Here is a 16352-nt window from a genome sequence, read left to right on the forward strand (position 1 = left end):
TCCGACAGGGACGCTTTTTTATTTCTGGAGTAAACCACCATGTCTGAAGGCTGGAACATTGCCATTTTAGGTGCCACGGGTGCCGTGGGCGAAGCCCTGCTCGAAACCCTTGCTGAGCGTCAGTTCCCGGTGGGCGACATCTATGCGTTGGCGCGTACGGATAGCGCGGGTGAGCATCTGCGTTTTAACGGTAAATCCGTGATGGTCCAGGACGCGGCCGCGTTCGACTGGACGCAGGCGCAGCTGGCGTTTTTTGCCGCGGGCGCTGAAGCGACTGCTGCATACGTTGAAGAGGCGACCAACGAAGGCTGCCTGGTGATCGACCTGAGCGGCCTGTTCTCAATGGAGCCGGACGTGCCGCTGGTGGTGCCGGACGTGAACCCGTTTGTGCTCGCTGACTACCGCAACCGTAACGTCATTGCGGTTCCGAACAGCCTGACCAGCCAGCTGCTCACCGCCCTGAAACCGCTGATCGACGACGGCGGCCTGTCGCGCATTACCGTCACCAGCCTGCTGTCCGCGTCCGCGAACGGCAAAAAGGCCGTTGACGCGCTGGCCGGGCAGAGCGCGAAGCTGCTGAACGGTATCCCGATTGATGAAGACGATTTCTTTGGCCGCCAGCTGGCGTTCAACATGCTGCCGCTGCTGCCGGACCGCGAGGGCTCCGTGCGCGAAGAGCGTCGTATCGTCGATGAAGTGCGTAAAATTCTGCAGGACGATGGCCTGATGATCTCCGCGAACGTCGTGCAGTCCCCGGTCTTCTACGGCCACGCGCAGATGGTAGGTTTTGAAGCGCTGCGTCCGCTGGCGGCAGAAGAGGCGCGTGATGCGTTTGGCCGCGGTGAAGACATCGTGCTTTCTGAAGAGAGCGAGTTCCCGACCCAGGTAGGTGACGCCTCCGGAAGCGCGCATCTTTCCGTTGGCTGCGTGCATAACGATTACGGTATGCCGGAACAGGTTCAGTTCTGGTCCGTTGCCGACAACGTTCGCTTTGGCGGCGCGCTGATGGCGGTCAAGATCGCTGAGAAACTGGTGCAGGAGTACCTGTACTGATGTCAGACGTTGAACAAAAGCCGGTCCATAGAATTGCCCTCGGAATTGAGTACGATGGCAGTAAATATTATGGCTGGCAGCGTCAGAACGAGGTGCGCAGCGTCCAGGAAAAGCTGGAAAAAGCGCTCTCTCAGGTGGCAAACGAGCCGATTAACGTCCTGTGCGCAGGACGTACGGACGCGGGTGTTCACGGTACGGGGCAGGTGGTGCACTTTGAAACCGCCGCCGTGCGTAAGGATGCTGCCTGGACGCTGGGCGTAAATGCGAATTTGCCTGGTGACATTGCGGTGCGTTGGGTAAAAGCTGTGCCGGATGATTTTCACGCGCGCTTCAGCGCCACGGCGCGTCGCTACCGTTATGTCATCTACAACCAGCGCCTGCGTCCGGCGGTGTTAAGCCAGGGCGTGACGCATTTTTATGAACCGCTTGATGCAGAACGCATGCATCGTGCGGCGCAGTGTCTGATTGGTGAAAATGACTTTACGTCGTTTCGTGCGGTGCAGTGTCAGTCCCGCACGCCGTGGCGCAACGTCATGCACATAAACGTCAGCCGTTTTGGCGCGTATGTGGTGGTGGATATCAAAGCCAATGCCTTTGTACATCATATGGTTCGGAATATTGTGGGCAGCCTGATGGAAGTGGGTGCCGGACACCAGCCGGAGAGCTGGATTGCAGACCTGCTGGCAGCGAAGGACAGAACGCTTGCGGCAGCCACGGCGAAAGCGGAAGGGCTATATCTGGTCTCGGTTGACTATCCGGATCGGTTTGACCTGCCGAAACCGCCAATGGGTCCGCTATTTTTAGCGGACTAAACAAAGGTGCAATTAGGGTTTAGACAATATGGACGTAATTCGTTTTTTAATTGATTTCATCCTGCATATTGATGTTCACCTGGCAGAACTGGTCGCGCAGTATGGCGTCTGGGTTTACGCCATTCTGTTTCTTATTCTGTTTTGTGAAACCGGGCTGGTCGTTACCCCATTCCTGCCAGGGGATTCACTGCTGTTTGTTGCCGGCGCGCTATCGGCGTTACCCACCAATGACCTGAACGTGCATCTTATGGTTGTGCTGATGGTGATTGCCGCCATTATCGGTGATGCGGTTAACTATACGATTGGACGGGTGTTCGGTGAGCGGCTTTTCAGCAATCCTGATTCAAAAATTTTCCGTCGCAGCTATTTAGATAAAACCCATGCGTTTTATGAACGCCATGGCGGAAAAACCATTATCCTTGCGCGTTTTGTGCCTATTGTACGCACTTTTGCACCGTTTGTGGCGGGAATGGGGCATATGTCCTATCGTCATTTTGCGGCATACAACGTGGTTGGCGCGCTGCTGTGGGTACTGCTGTTTACCTATGCAGGCTACCTGTTTGGCGATCTTCCGATCGTTCAGGAAAATCTTAAGTTACTGATTGTAGCGATTATTGTGCTTTCAGTACTGCCGGGCGTTATCGAAATCATTCGTCACAAACGTGCGGCGGCAAAGCAAGCGAAGTAAATGCACGCTGGCGGTTCGACCACTTTTTTATCCAAAGTTTCGGGCTGTTATGTTTTAATGTGCAACATTCATGGTCTGTTGGAGGCAAAAATGGCATTATTCGCCTCTTATAGCAAAACTGGCATACGACCAGGTTCAGGCAGAAAGGTTATCAATGAGCTGGATTGAACGAATTAAAAGCAACATTACCCCAACGCGTAAAGCGAGCATTCCTGAAGGGGTATGGACGAAGTGTGATAGCTGCGGCCAGGTTCTGTATCGCGCAGAGCTGGAGCGCAACCTTGAGGTGTGTCCGAAGTGCGACCACCATATGCGTATGTCGGCGCGCAACCGCCTGCATAGCCTGCTGGACGAAGGCTCTCTGGTAGAGCTGGGTAGCGAACTCGAGCCAAAAGACGTGCTGAAGTTCCGCGACTCCAAAAAATACAAAGATCGTCTGGCCTCTGCACAGAAAGAGACCGGCGAGAAAGACGCGCTGATCGTCATGAAAGGCACCCTGCATGAGATGCCGGTTGTTGCCGCTGCGTTTGAGTTCGCCTTTATGGGCGGCTCAATGGGCTCCGTGGTCGGTGCGCGCTTCGTGCGTGCCGTTGAGCAGGCGCTGGAAGACAACTGTCCGCTGATCTGCTTCTCTGCCTCCGGCGGTGCGCGTATGCAGGAAGCGCTGATGTCGCTGATGCAGATGGCGAAAACCTCTGCTGCGCTGGCGAAAATGCAGGAGCGCGGTCTGCCGTACATCTCCGTGCTGACCGACCCAACCATGGGCGGCGTCTCCGCGAGCTTCGCGATGCTGGGCGACCTGAACATCGCTGAGCCAAAAGCGCTGATCGGCTTTGCGGGTCCTCGCGTTATCGAGCAGACCGTTCGTGAAAAACTGCCGCCTGGCTTCCAGCGCAGTGAGTTCCTCATCGAGAAAGGCGCCATCGACATGATCGTCCGCCGTCCGGAAATGCGCCTGAAGCTGGCGAGCGTCCTGGCGAAGCTGATGAATCTGCCAGCGCCGAACCCGGATGAGCCGCGCGAAGGCGTGGTGGTACCGGATCAGGAACCCGAGGCCTGATAACTGAAAAGGGCAGGGCCGGTTGGCGCTGCCCTTTTGCTTTCTAATCTGTTAATGACAACCGGGCATTATGGAAAATAAAAGCATTCCCCAAGCCACGTCGCCCCTGGCCGCGTGGCTTTCTTATCTGGAAAACCTGCACAGTAAAACCATCGATATGGGGCTTGAGCGCGTAAGCCAGGTCGCCGCGCGTCTTGATGTGCTCAAACCGGCACCTTTCGTATTCACCGTCGCGGGCACCAACGGTAAAGGCACGACCTGCCGCACGCTGGAATCAGTCCTGATGGCCGCGGGTTACAAAGTTGGCGTGTACAGCTCTCCACACCTGGTCCGCTACACAGAGCGCGTTCGCGTGCAGAACAGCGAGCTGCCGGAATCGGCGCATACGGCGTCGTTCGCGGAAATTGAAGCCGCACGCGGTGAGATCTCATTAACCTATTTTGAATACGGCACCCTGTCGGCGCTGTGGCTGTTCAAACAGGCGCAGCTGGACGTGGTGATTCTTGAGGTTGGCCTCGGCGGACGTCTTGATGCGACTAATATGGTGGATGCGGACGTGGCGGTAGTCACCAGCATCGCGCTGGACCATATCGACTGGCTGGGACCGGATCGTGAAAGCATTGGCCGCGAGAAGGCCGGTATTTTCCGCGCAAATAAGCCCGCGGTGGTTGGCGAGCCGGATATGCCGCATACCATTGCTGACGTGGCAAACGAGAAGGGCGCGCGTCTGCTGCGCCGCGACGTTGACTGGCAGTATGAGGTTCAGGAAAATATCTGGCGCTTTAGCGATGCCCAGGGCGCGCTGGACAACCTGCCGCTGCCGCAGGTGCCACAGCCGAACGCGGCAACCGCGCTGGCGGCACTGCGCGCCAGCGGCCTCGCGGTCAGCGAGCAGGCGATCCGCGACGGCATTCAGAGCGCAATTCTGCCCGGACGTTTCCAGATTGTCAGCGAGTCACCGCGCCTGATTCTGGACGTGGCGCACAACCCGCATGCGGCGGCGTATCTCGCGGAACGTCTCAAATCGTTACCAAAAACCGGGCGCGTGCTGGCGGTTATCGGTATGCTTCATGATAAAGATATCGGCGGGACGCTGGCCTGCATGGAGAGTGTGGTCGATAGCTGGTATTGTGCTCCTCTGGAAGGGCCGCGCGGCGCGACGGCTGAGCAGCTGATGGAACATCTCGGCAAAGGCGCAATCTATAGTAGCGTGGCTCAGGCCTGGCATGCCGCGATGGCGGATGCTAAACCAGAAGATACCGTGCTGGTGTGTGGGTCATTCCACACGGTGGCACATGTCATGGAAGTGATGGACGCGGGGAGAACCGGTGGCGAGTAAGTTTCAGAACCGTTTAACAGGAACCATTGTGCTGGTCGCGCTCGGGGTGATTATTCTCCCGGGTCTGCTCGACGGGCAGAAAAAGCATTATCAGGATGAGTTTGCCGCTATTCCGCTGGTGCCGAAACCGGGTGACCGCGATGAGCCGGATATGCTGCCAGCGGCGACGCAGGCGCTGCCTGCTCAGCCTCCGGAAGGGGCGGCGGAAGAGGTGCGTGCAGGCGATGCCGCCGCACCGTCGCTCGATCCGTCTCGCCTGGCGGCAGCCAGCAACAGCGATATCGATCCGGTGCCGGTAGAGCAGCCTAAGCCTGTTGAAAAACCGAAGCCGGTTGAGAAGCCGCAGCCGAAGCCGCAGCGGGATAAAGCGGCTGACCAACTGGCTGCCGCCTCAGAAACGCCACCGCCAGCGAAACAAGACGCGGCACCGGCCGGTAAAGCCTATGTTGTGCAACTGGGCGCGCTGAAAAACGCCGATAAGGTCAACGAGGTTGTGAGCAAACTGCGCAGCGCGGGCTATCGCGTTTACACTTCTCCTTCCACGCCGGTGCAGGGTAAAATCACCCGTATCCTCGTGGGGCCAGAAGCGTCTAAAGACAAACTGAAAGGTTCGCTCGGTGAGCTGAAGCAGATCTCCGGCCTGAGCGGTGTGGTGATGGGCTACAGCGCGAACTAAGTACGACCTGCTCCTTAAAGAGAGAGGCGATAAGCCACGGCGTTGAACATTTTTTCAGCGCCTTTTTTATTTACGCGCGGGAAGGAAATCCCTACGCAAACGTTTTCTTTTTCTGTTAGAATTCGCCCCGAACTGGATGACAGGGCGTTAAATCGTGGGACACATATGGTCTGGATTGATTACGCCATCATTGCGGTGATTGGTTTTTCCTGTCTGGTTAGCCTGATCCGTGGCTTTGTTCGTGAAGCGTTATCGCTGGTGACTTGGGGTTGTGCTTTCTTTGTCGCCAGTCATTACTACACTTACCTGTCTGTCTGGTTCACGGGCTTTGAAGATGAACTGGTCCGAAATGGAATCGCTATCGCGGTGCTGTTTATCGCAACGCTGATTGTCGGCGCTATCGTGAATTACGTGATAGGTCAGCTGGTCGAGAAAACCGGTCTGTCAGGAACGGACAGGGTGCTCGGGATCTGTTTCGGGGCATTACGAGGCGTGCTGATTGTGGCCGCGATCCTGTTCTTCCTGGATACCTTCACCGGGTTCTCCAAAAGCGAAGACTGGCAAAAATCGCAGCTCATTCCAGAGTTCAGCTTCATCATCAGATGGTTCTTTGACTATCTGCAAAGCTCGTCGAGTTTTTTGCCCAGGGCATAAACCCTGAGATGTGGCTTAACGAGGAAAAGACGAATGTGCGGTATTGTCGGTATCGCCGGTTTCATGCCGGTAAACCAGTCGATTTATGACGCGTTATCGGTGCTTCAGCACCGTGGGCAGGATGCTGCGGGTATCATCACCATTGATGCAAACAACTGCTTCCGTTTACGCAAGGCGAATGGCCTGGTAAACGATGTGTTTGAAGCCCGCCATATGCAGCGTCTGCAAGGTAATATGGGTATCGGTCACGTTCGTTATCCTACTGCTGGCAGTTCCAGCGCTTCTGAGGCACAGCCTTTCTACGTCAACTCACCGTACGGCATTACCCTTGCTCATAACGGCAACCTGACCAACGCGCACGAGCTGCGTAAAAAGCTGTTCGAAGAAAAACGTCGCCACATTAACACCACCTCTGATTCTGAAATCCTGCTCAACGTGTTCGCCAGCGAGCTGGATAACTTCCGTCACTACCCGCTGGAAGCTGACAACGTCTTTGCTGCTGTCGCTGCGACAAACCGTCAGATCCGCGGCGCGTACGCCTGCGTCGCGATGATCATCGGTCACGGCATGGTGGCCTTCCGCGATCCAAACGGCATTCGTCCGCTGGTGCTCGGCAAACGCGACCTCGGCGATGGCCGTACCGAATACATGGTTGCCTCTGAGAGCGTGGCGCTGGACACCCTGGGCTTTGAGTTCCTGCGTGACGTTGCGCCGGGCGAAGCGGTCTATATCACCGAGAAGGGCCAGCTGTTTACCCGCCAGTGTGCCGATAACCCGGTCAGCAATCCGTGCCTGTTTGAATACGTTTACTTTGCCCGCCCGGATTCCTTCATCGACAAGATTTCCGTCTACAGCGCGCGCGTCAACATGGGCACGAAGCTGGGCGAGAAGATTGCCCGCGAGTGGGACGATCTCGACATCGACGTGGTTATTCCTATCCCGGAAACCTCCTGCGATATCGCGCTGGAAATCGCCCGCATTCTGGATAAGCCATACCGCCAGGGCTTCGTGAAGAACCGCTACGTTGGCCGCACCTTTATCATGCCAGGCCAGCAGCTGCGCCGTAAGTCCGTGCGCCGCAAGCTGAACGCCAACCGCGCGGAATTCCGCGACAAGAACGTTCTGCTGGTGGATGACTCCATCGTTCGCGGCACCACCTCTGAGCAGATTATCGAGATGGCGCGCGAAGCGGGTGCGAAGAAAGTCTACCTGGCCTCTGCTGCGCCGGAGATTCGCTTCCCGAACGTGTACGGCATCGATATGCCAACCGCCAACGAGCTGATCGCTCATGGTCGTGAAGTGGATGAAATTCGCCAGATCATCGGTGCCGACGGCCTGATTTTCCAGGATCTGAACGATCTCATCGACGCCGTGCGTGCCGAGAACCCGGAAATTCAGCAGTTCGAATGCTCCGTGTTCAACGGTATTTACGTGACCAAAGACGTTGACCAGCAGTACCTCGACTATCTTGATTCGCTGCGCAACGACGATGCGAAAGCCGTCCAGCTGCAGAACGATCTTGAAAGCTTAGAGATGCACAACGAAGGTTGATGGTCCGGCAGGTGAGGGCGAATGCCCTCACTTGCAACTCCCCGCAAAATCCTGCACAGTCTGCCCTGAAATCAGTAAGGGCGAAAATCATGAAACGACTCATTGTTGGGCTCAGCGGTGCCAGCGGCGCGATTTACGGCGTACGTCTGTTACAGGTTCTGCGTAACGTGGCGGAAGTCGAGACTCATCTGGTGATGAGCCAGGCGGCGCGGCAGACCCTCTCTCTGGAAACCGATCTCTCCCTGCGCGATGTTCAGGCACTGGCAGACGTGGTTCACGATGCCCGTGATATCGCCGCCAGCATCTCCTCAGGCTCGTTTAAAACGGCCGGCATGGTTATCCTGCCCTGTTCCATTAAAACGCTCTCAGGCATTGTGAACAGCTATACCGACACTCTGGTAACGCGCGCGGCGGATGTGGTGCTGAAGGAGCGTCGTCCTCTGGTGCTCTGCGTGCGGGAAACGCCGCTGCACCTCGGCCATCTGCGTTTAATGACCCAGGCCGCTGAGCTTGGCGCCATCATCATGCCGCCGGTACCGGCGTTTTATCATCGCCCGACCTCGCTGGATGACGTGATTAATCAGACCGTTAACCGCGTGCTGGATCAGTTTGACATCGACCTGCCTGAAGACCTTTTCACCCGCTGGCAAGGGGCCTGATTCTGTGCACAAACAGAGTGCATGAAAAGAGACGTTGCCCTGTTTCAGGGCAATTATGCAACGGCGATCATATCCTCGACATTTAATTCGTTTTTTCCCTTTTTCTCTTTCCGGTTCGTTCGGCAGACCTGCTATCTTTCACCATTAAGGCAATATCGCAACGTTTTATTAACATATTTAACGTCGAAGTTTTGACCAGACGGCAATGTGGCATAAGACCTGCAAGATGAAGCCTGCAACACAACACACAACACAATACATAATAAAATCACGGTACTTGAGGGTAAATGTATGAAGAAGACGGTTCTGGCTCTGTCTTTGCTCGTGGGGTTAAGTGCGGCAGCAGGTAGCTACGCAGCGCTTCCACAGACGGTTCGTATCGGTACAGACGCAACCTACGCGCCATTCTCTTCCAAGGATGCGAAAGGCGATTTCGTGGGGTTTGATATCGATCTGGGTAATGAAATGTGCAAACGCATTGCGGTGAAATGCACATGGGTGGGCAGCGACTTTGACGCGTTAATCCCGTCGCTGAAAGCCAAGAAAATCGACGCCATTATCTCTTCTCTCTCCATCACCGAAAAACGTCAGCAGGAGATTGCCTTCTCTGACAAGCTCTACGCCGCGGATTCTCGCCTGATTGCGCCGAAAGGTTCCCCGATTAAGCCAACCATCGACTCGCTGAAAGGCAAGCATGTTGGCGTGCTTCAGGGGTCGACCCAGGAAGGTTATGCCAATGCGACCTGGCGTGAGAAGGGTGTAGACGTGGTGGCTTACCAGAACCAGGATCTCATTTACTCTGACCTGGCAGCAGGCCGTCTGGACGCGGCATTCCAGGATGAAGTCGCCGCGAGTGAAGGCTTCCTGAAGCAGCCTGCGGGTAAAGACTATGCGTTTGCGGGCCCGTCTGTGAAAGACAAAAAATACTTTGGTGACGGCACCGGTATTGGCCTGCGTAAGGATGATACCGAACTGAAAGCCGCCTTCGACAAAGCCTTTGCAGAGCTGCGTAAAGACGGTACTTACGACAAACTGGCGAAGAAATACTTCGACTTCAACGTATACGGTGAATAACACCTGGCGCTAACGCACCGTAAAGGTGCGTTACGGGAGCGGTTGACCCAATGCGGTGCATTTGTTGCACCGTATTGGATCGCTTTGTGCATACTTACGCATTTATAATGCAAAAATTCCCGCCTGGAGGGCATTAGTCTTTGCCTGACAGAGGGGATTGATGGCACATTAACACCACCCCTTCGTCGTAAAAATCCCGTATGAAGACAGTTTGTTGAGGACAAATATGAAAAAACTCGTGTTGTCACTATCTCTGGTGCTGGCCTTTTCCAGCGCCACCGCGGCATTCGCAGCCATTCCGCAGAAAATTCGGATTGGTACCGATCCAACCTATGCGCCGTTCGAATCGAAGAATTCAAAGGGTGAACTGGTGGGTTTTGACATCGATCTGGCCAATGAGCTGTGCAAACGCATCAAAGCACAGTGTACCTACGTTGAGAACCCGCTGGATGCGCTGATCCCGTCCCTGAAAGCGAAAAAAATCGACGTGATTATGTCCTCGCTCTCCATCACCGAAAAACGCCAGCAGGAGATTGCCTTCACCGACAAACTCTACGCGGCCGATTCTCGTCTGGTGGTGGCTAAAGCTTCTGACGTTCAGCCAACGCTGGAGTCCCTGAAAGGCAAACGCGTCGGCGTGCTGCAGGGCACCACGCAGGAAACCTACGGCAACGAACACTGGGCGCCGAAGGGGATTGAAATCGTCTCCTATCAGGGCCAGGAAAATATCTACGCAGACCTGACGGCAGGCCGAATTGATGCGGCATTCCAGGATGAAGTTGCGGCAAGCGAAGGCTTCCTGAAAACGCCGGTGGGTAAAGATTACAAGTTTGGCGGCCCGTCCATTAAGGACGTGAAGTTGTTTGGTGTGGGCACCGGTATGGGCCTGCGCAAAGAAGACAACGAGCTGCGTGAGGCGCTGAACAAAGCGTTTGCTGAAATGCGCGCTGACGGCACCTACGACAAGCTGGCGAAAAAGTACTTTGATTTTAATGTTTACGGCGGCTAATCGCCCCGTCAAATAACGTGCGGCCCCTCCCGCTGCGGGAGGGGAAAAGACACGGTTCCACCACTCACGATACGACAGGGCTCGCGGTATGCTGTACGGATTTTCTGGCGTTATTTTACAGGGCGCGCTTGTCACCCTTGAGCTGGCTATCAGCTCCGTGGTGCTGGCGGTGCTGATAGGTCTGGCAGGCGCAGGGGCGAAGCTTTCGGCTAACAAACCGCTGGCGCTAATTTTTGAAGGCTACACCACGCTTATTCGCGGCGTTCCCGATCTGGTGCTGATGCTGCTGATTTTTTACGGTCTGCAGATTGCGCTGAACAGCGTAACGGACGCGATGGGCATGGGACAAATTGATATCGACCCGATGGTGGCCGGTATTATTACCCTCGGTTTTATCTACGGTGCCTACTTCACCGAAACCTTCCGCGGTGCCTACATGGCCGTGCCGAAGGGCCACATTGAGGCGGCTACCGCATTTGGTTTTACCTCTTCACAAACGTTTCGCCGGATCATGTTCCCGGCCATGATGCGCTACGCGCTGCCGGGCATCGGCAACAACTGGCAGGTTATCCTCAAAGCGACAGCGCTGGTCTCGCTGCTTGGTCTGGAAGACGTCGTGAAAGCGACTCAGCTGGCGGGCAAGAGCACCTGGGAGCCGTTCTACTTTGCGGTGGTCTGCGGCGTGATTTATCTGGTCTTTACGACCGTCTCCAATGGTGTGCTGCTTCTGCTCGAGCGTCGCTACTCCGTGGGTGTGAAGAGGGCTGACCTGTGATTGAGATTATTCAGGAATACTGGAAATCCCTGCTGTGGACCGATGGCTACCGCTTTACCGGCGTGGCGATTACGCTCTGGCTGCTGATCTCCTCCGTGGTGACGGGCGGTATTCTGGCGGTGTTTCTCGCCATTGGCCGCGTGTCGAACAATAAATTTATCCAGTTCCCGATCTGGCTGTTTACCTACGTGTTTCGCGGTACGCCGCTCTACGTGCAGCTGCTGGTGTTCTATTCGGGGATGTATACGCTTGAGATCGTAAAAGGCACTGAGATGCTGAATGCGTTCTTCCGCAGCGGTCTGAACTGTACGGTGCTGGCGTTGACGCTCAACACCTGCGCCTACACCACCGAGATTTTCGCCGGGGCCATTCGCTCCGTCCCTTACGGTGAGATTGAAGCGGCGCGCGCGTACGGCTTCTCGTCGGTGAAACTCTACCGCTGCATCATTCTGCCGTCGGCCCTGCGTATCGCGTTACCGGCGTACAGTAACGAAGTGATTTTGATGCTGCACTCCACCGCGCTTGCCTTTACCGCGACGGTGCCGGATCTGCTCAAAATCGCGCGCGATATTAACTCCGCGACCTATCAGCCGTTTACCGCGTTTGGCATTGCGGCGGTGCTCTATTTAATTATCTCTTATGTTTTGATTAGCCTGTTCCGTAAGGCTGAAAAACGCTGGTTGCAGCATATAAAACCTTCTTCGACGCACTGAGAAAGATGATGGCTGAGAACAAATTAAACGTTATTGATTTGCACAAACGCTACGGCGAACATGAAGTGCTGAAAGGGGTGTCGCTGCAGGCTAACGCAGGCGATGTAATCAGTATCATCGGCTCATCCGGCTCGGGTAAAAGTACTTTCCTGCGCTGCATCAACTTCCTCGAAAAGCCGAGCGAAGGTTCGATTGTGGTGAGCGGGCAGAATATTAACCTGGTCCGTGACAAAGACGGCCAGCTGAAGGTCGCGGATAAACACCAGCTGCGCCTGCTGCGTACGCGCCTGACGATGGTATTCCAGCACTTCAACCTCTGGAGCCACATGACGGTGCTGGAGAACGTGATGGAAGCGCCGATTCAGGTGCTGGGGCTGAGCAAGCAGGAAGCCCGCGAGCGTGCGGTGAAATACCTGGCGAAAGTGGGTATCGACGAGCGCCAGCAGATTAAATACCCGGTGCATCTCTCCGGCGGTCAGCAGCAGCGTGTCTCCATCGCGCGTGCGCTGGCGATGGAGCCTGAAGTGCTGCTGTTCGACGAACCGACCTCCGCGCTGGATCCGGAACTCGTTGGCGAAGTGCTGCGCATCATGCAGAAGCTGGCCGAAGAGGGCAAAACGATGGTGGTGGTGACGCACGAGATGGGCTTCGCCCGTAACGTCTCGAACCACGTGATTTTCCTGCATCAGGGGAAAATTGAAGAGCAGGGCCACCCGGACGAGGTGCTGGCGAACCCGCAAAGCCCGCGTTTGCAGCAGTTCCTGAAGGGGTCTTTGAAGTAGATTTTGCCCTTCTCCCTCTCCCTGTGGCTCTTCGCTTACCGGGCCTACGGGCTGGATGTTCTCCCTCTCCCTGTGGGAGAGGGTTGGGGTGAGGGCATCAGGCCGCAGAGCAGCCCAATCGCCCGGTGGCGCTTCGCTTACCGGGCCTACAAATTCTATTGCCGTTCGGCACACTCCAGCCGATACACCCAGTCGTCATAGCGCACGCCGTCAATTTCATACGCCTTTTCGAGCACCTGCGTACGCACAAACCCCGCTTTCTCCAGCACCCGCACCGAACCGCCGTTATCCGCCAGCACATACGCGTTAATCGCTTTTACGCTGGTCTGGTTGAACGCATAGCCACATACCGCGCGCAGCGCCTCGCTGGCAATCCCTTTTCCCTGCGCGGCAGGCACAACCGTATAACCGATATCGGCCTCTTCACGATTCTCAGGGCTGATTTGCAGGCCAATATCACCCAGCGGCGTATCGTCCTCCAGAGAGCGGATCACGAAGACATGCTCCGCCATCAGGCGTGCGGCAAACGCGCGTCGGGTCTCTTTTTCCGGCGCGATGGCGGCCATGTAGCGCATGATGCTGCGATCTTCACGCAGCGAGCGGAAGAAGGTCCAGTCGGTGGGTTCGAAAGGAGTGAGGTGAAGTCGGGGAGTGGTGATTGTTGCCATTGTTACGCCATTTCTTCGGAACATGGCCTGTCACTGTAACATATTCACCGCACCACATCCCCCAGCACCTCTTCTAATTCATACCAGCGGAACGCAAAGCCGGCCGCTTCCAGCCGTTTTGGCAGCGCCCGCTGTCCGCCTAATACCAGCACGGACGCTTCACCCATCATCAGGCGAATGACCGTGGCAGGCACGCGCAAAATCGCCGGGCGGTGCAGGGCATGCCCCAGCGCGTGAGCAAACTGTTCGTTACGCACCGGATACGGCGCAACCATGTTAAACGGCCCGCGCAGATCGTTATCCAGCAGCCAGAGAATACCGTTGACCATATCGTCGATATGGATCCACGCCAGGTACTGACGACCATTCCCAATGGGGCCGCCGAGCCCGAGCCGGAAAGGGGGAAGCATCTTCGCCAGAATGCCGCCTTTCGGCGCAAGCACGACGCCGGTCCGCAACAGGCAGACGCGGGTACGATCGCTCTGCGCCGCGCAGGCGAGACGCTCCCACTGGGCGCAGAGTTTATGGGTAAACTCGTTATGGGGCGGCTCTTCCTCGGTCACCACCACCTCACCGAGATCGCCGTAATAGCCTACCGCTGAACCCGAAATCAGCACCGAAGGCGGGGTGTGGCTATTACGGATCAGCTCGACCAGCTTTTCGGTAATGTTCCATCGGCTGCTGCATAACAGCTGTTTTTGCTCTTCCGTCCAGCGCTTATCGGCGATGGGTTCACCCGCGAGGTTAATGACGGCGTCGAAGCCGTCCAGATTTTGCTGATCGGCCAGATTTTTCCAGATATCGACACCTGCCCCCAGCACCTGACGCGCTTTCTCCGGGCTGCGCGTCACCACGGTAATGTCGTGATGCAAGGCCTGCAGACGCGCAATGAGGTGACGACCAATAAGGCCTGTACCGCCGGTCAGCAAAATCTTCATACAACCTCCAGGTTTACGCCTGGCGTCGCCAGCTTAACGTCATAGAGACGGAATCGGCGTAGCGCAGGGCGTGAAGTTTATCGATCTCAACTTCAGCATAAGTGACCCAGTGATGTTCGCGTGCGATATCGAGCACATCCTGAGTTAATTTTTCCAGCAGAGAGAAGCGGTTATTCTCCACGTACTGAATGATATTTTTGGTGATTGTGCGGTAGTTCAGCGCGTCGTTGATGTCTTCGCTGGCCCGCGCTTTGTCTGCGGGGTAGTGAATCACCACGTTAATGACAATATCCTGACGGTTGGCGATCTCTTCCTCTTTGATACCGATGAAGGTACGCAAGCGTAAATTTTTTATACGAATAACAGCGTCTGGCTGTGACATTGCAGGTCTTCTCCGTGTCAGTATTTCCTGCTCATAATACATGAGAGGCTCGCAGGCACCCAGTCTCATAGACGGTTAAATCTGCTGGATTTTTTGCATCGCTCGCTCGGTGGCCGGACGGGTTCGGATGCGCTCAAACCAGTTATTCACCGCCGGGTAAGAGGCCAGGTCAATTCGGTGTTTTTCATGCGTATTCACCCACGGCCAGCAGGCGATATCGGCAATACTGTAATGATCGCCCCCGAGCCAGGGGGTTTTCTCCAGCCGCCGGTTCAGAACGTCATAGAGCCGTTGAGTCTCAACCTGATAGCGTTCTATCGCATAAGGGATGGGCTGCGGGGCGTAAGCGGTAAAGTGATGGTTTTGACCCAGCATGGGCCCCAGCCCGCTCGTCTGCCAGAAGAGCCATTGCAGGGTATGGTGACGCTCGCGCAGTTCACCGCTCAGCAGTTTGCCGGTTTTCTCCGCCAGGTAGAGCAAAATTTCACCGGATTCAAACAGGCTCAGCGGTCTGCCCCCATCCGCAGGCCGGTTATCAATAATGGCCGGGATTTTATTATTCGGCGAGATAGCCAGAAAGAGAGGGCTGAACTGTTCGCCTTTGCTGATATCCACGCGAATGATCCTGTAATCCAGCTCGGCTTCTTCAAGAAAGAGGGTGATCTTATGGCCGTTTGGGGTAGGGGCATAATAAAGGTCGATCATTCTCAACTCCTGTCCATGCGAAGAGTGGTGCCATGACAAATGAGTATAGGTGGTTGTTGTAAATCGTGAGTTTTCATCAAGTGACAGCGAGACAAAGAGATTATATGTTGAGTAAAAACCGATCAGCCTATGAGGATGTTATGAACCAGCCCGCCATCACGTTGTGGTCCGATGCGAATTTCTTTTCTCCCTATGTTATGAGCGTATACGTTGCGCTGGCCGAAAAAGGGCTCACTTTTACGCTGAGGACCGTTGATCTTGACGGCGGTGAACACCTCAAACCGCAGTGGCAGGGCTACGACCTGACCCGACGCGTGCCTGTGCTGGAGATTGACGGTTTTGCCCTGAGCGAATCGTCGGCGATCGATGAATATCTGGAAGATCGGTTTGCGCCGCCTGAGTGGGAGCGTATCTATCCTCACGACCTGCAAAAACGCGCGCGGGCGCGGCAGATCCAGGCGTGGCTGCGAAGCGATCTGGTACCGATTCGCGTGGAACGCTCGACGGACGTCGTGTTTGCCGGGGTGAAAAAGCCAGCGCTCAGCGCAGAAGGCAGCGAAAGCGCGCAAAAACTGATTGAAGCCGCCACCTCGCTCCTCGCCCACGGCAACCCAAACCTGTTCGGCGAGTGGTGCATTGCCGACGCCGATCTGGCGCTGATGCTCAACCGCCTGATCCTCAACGGCGATGAGGTGCCGCAGCTGCTGGTGGATTATGCCGCGTTTCAGTGGCAGCGCGCCTCCGTGCAGCGCTATGTGGCACTCTCGGCCAAGCGCGCGGGCTGATAAGCCCTGACGCTTCAGGTATGATGGGG

General features: G+C 55.9%; 19 protein-coding genes. 15 read left to right on the plus strand and 4 right to left on the minus strand.

The window, feature by feature from the left end:
* Window positions 1-39: 39 nt before the first annotated feature.
* The 14 genes from V4835_RS07630 (at window position 40) to hisP (ending at window position 12845) form a co-directional block, all read left to right on the plus strand.
* Window positions 40-1053 (plus strand): aspartate-semialdehyde dehydrogenase, encoded by a 1014-nt coding sequence (locus tag V4835_RS07630; RefSeq protein WP_331411809.1) that lies wholly within the window; start codon window positions 40-42, stop codon window positions 1051-1053.
* Complete coding sequence (gene truA, locus V4835_RS07635; RefSeq protein WP_063145399.1) at window positions 1053-1865, plus strand: tRNA pseudouridine(38-40) synthase TruA; 813 nt, start codon at window positions 1053-1055, stop codon at window positions 1863-1865. Before V4835_RS07630 ends, truA begins: the two co-directional genes overlap by 1 nt.
* Before the next feature lie 28 nt (window positions 1866-1893).
* The gene (locus V4835_RS07640; RefSeq protein ID WP_032659206.1) at window positions 1894-2553 is read left to right on the plus strand and encodes a DedA family protein; all 660 of its coding nucleotides are present in this window, start codon (window positions 1894-1896) and stop codon (window positions 2551-2553) included.
* A 154-nt stretch (window positions 2554-2707) separates the two neighbouring features.
* Window positions 2708-3613 (plus strand): acetyl-CoA carboxylase, carboxyltransferase subunit beta, encoded by a 906-nt coding sequence (gene accD / locus V4835_RS07645; protein ID WP_063145400.1) that lies wholly within the window; start codon window positions 2708-2710, stop codon window positions 3611-3613.
* A 70-nt stretch (window positions 3614-3683) separates the two neighbouring features.
* Window positions 3684-4952: a bifunctional tetrahydrofolate synthase/dihydrofolate synthase gene (folC, locus tag V4835_RS07650; RefSeq protein ID WP_331411813.1), complete on the plus strand. Its 1269-nt coding sequence runs from the start codon at window positions 3684-3686 to the stop codon at window positions 4950-4952.
* Window positions 4942-5628 carry a cell division protein DedD gene (dedD, locus tag V4835_RS07655; RefSeq protein ID WP_331411814.1) on the plus strand — a complete coding sequence of 229 codons (687 nt, stop codon included), beginning with the start codon at window positions 4942-4944 and terminating at the stop codon, window positions 5626-5628. The genes folC and dedD overlap by 11 nt, the downstream gene beginning before the upstream one ends.
* Before the next feature lie 165 nt (window positions 5629-5793).
* Window positions 5794-6282 carry a colicin V production protein gene (cvpA, locus tag V4835_RS07660; protein ID WP_000262116.1) on the plus strand — a complete coding sequence of 163 codons (489 nt, stop codon included), beginning with the start codon at window positions 5794-5796 and terminating at the stop codon, window positions 6280-6282.
* 33 nt (window positions 6283-6315) lie between these two features.
* Entirely contained in the window at window positions 6316-7833 is a 1518-nt protein-coding gene (gene purF / locus V4835_RS07665) for an amidophosphoribosyltransferase (RefSeq protein ID WP_063145403.1), read from the plus strand.
* Between the two features lie 89 nt (window positions 7834-7922).
* On the plus strand, window positions 7923-8492 hold the full coding sequence (locus tag V4835_RS07670) for a UbiX family flavin prenyltransferase (protein ID WP_029740194.1): 570 nt from the start codon (window positions 7923-7925) through the stop codon (window positions 8490-8492).
* A 291-nt stretch (window positions 8493-8783) separates the two neighbouring features.
* Window positions 8784-9566 carry a lysine/arginine/ornithine ABC transporter substrate-binding protein ArgT gene (argT, locus tag V4835_RS07675; protein WP_023312560.1) on the plus strand — a complete coding sequence of 261 codons (783 nt, stop codon included), beginning with the start codon at window positions 8784-8786 and terminating at the stop codon, window positions 9564-9566.
* 226 nt (window positions 9567-9792) lie between these two features.
* Window positions 9793-10575, plus strand: a complete 783-nt coding sequence (gene hisJ, locus V4835_RS07680; protein WP_032659199.1) for a histidine ABC transporter substrate-binding protein HisJ — start codon at window positions 9793-9795, stop codon at window positions 10573-10575.
* 88 nt (window positions 10576-10663) lie between these two features.
* A complete protein-coding gene (locus V4835_RS07685; RefSeq protein WP_014832782.1) occupies window positions 10664-11350 on the plus strand; it encodes a histidine ABC transporter permease HisQ in 687 nt (228 codons plus the stop codon).
* Window positions 11347-12063 (plus strand): ABC transporter permease, encoded by a 717-nt coding sequence (locus tag V4835_RS07690; RefSeq protein WP_063145404.1) that lies wholly within the window; start codon window positions 11347-11349, stop codon window positions 12061-12063. The genes V4835_RS07685 and V4835_RS07690 overlap by 4 nt, the downstream gene beginning before the upstream one ends.
* 8 nt (window positions 12064-12071) lie before the next feature.
* On the plus strand, window positions 12072-12845 hold the full coding sequence (gene hisP, locus V4835_RS07695; protein ID WP_032641999.1) for a histidine ABC transporter ATP-binding protein HisP: 774 nt from the start codon (window positions 12072-12074) through the stop codon (window positions 12843-12845).
* Window positions 12846-13000: 155 nt separating this feature from the next.
* On the opposite strand, the gene V4835_RS07700 is transcribed toward hisP, so the two are convergent.
* From V4835_RS07700 to yfcG, 4 genes are all read right to left on the minus strand, one after another.
* Window positions 13001-13513, minus strand: coding sequence for a GNAT family N-acetyltransferase (locus tag V4835_RS07700; protein WP_331411817.1), 513 nt, complete (start codon window positions 13511-13513; stop codon window positions 13001-13003).
* A gap of 44 nt (window positions 13514-13557) precedes the next feature.
* Entirely contained in the window at window positions 13558-14451 is an 894-nt protein-coding gene (locus V4835_RS07705; RefSeq protein WP_331411819.1) for a TIGR01777 family oxidoreductase, read from the minus strand.
* Window positions 14452-14464: 13 nt separating this feature from the next.
* Window positions 14465-14833: a dihydroneopterin triphosphate 2'-epimerase gene (gene folX, locus V4835_RS07710; RefSeq protein WP_023336419.1), complete on the minus strand. Its 369-nt coding sequence runs from the start codon at window positions 14831-14833 to the stop codon at window positions 14465-14467.
* Window positions 14834-14908: 75 nt separating this feature from the next.
* Entirely contained in the window at window positions 14909-15538 is a 630-nt protein-coding gene (gene yfcG, locus V4835_RS07715) for a GSH-dependent disulfide bond oxidoreductase (protein ID WP_331411821.1), read from the minus strand.
* Window positions 15539-15678: 140 nt separating this feature from the next.
* On the opposite strand from yfcG, the gene yfcF reads away from it, so the two are divergent.
* On the plus strand, window positions 15679-16323 hold the full coding sequence (yfcF, locus tag V4835_RS07720) for a glutathione transferase (protein ID WP_063145408.1): 645 nt from the start codon (window positions 15679-15681) through the stop codon (window positions 16321-16323).
* Window positions 16324-16352 lie beyond the last annotated feature (29 nt).

The organism is Enterobacter cloacae complex sp. CARB60 (genome assembly GCF_036487345.1).
GTDB classification, from domain to species: domain Bacteria; phylum Pseudomonadota; class Gammaproteobacteria; order Enterobacterales; family Enterobacteriaceae; genus Enterobacter; species Enterobacter asburiae_D.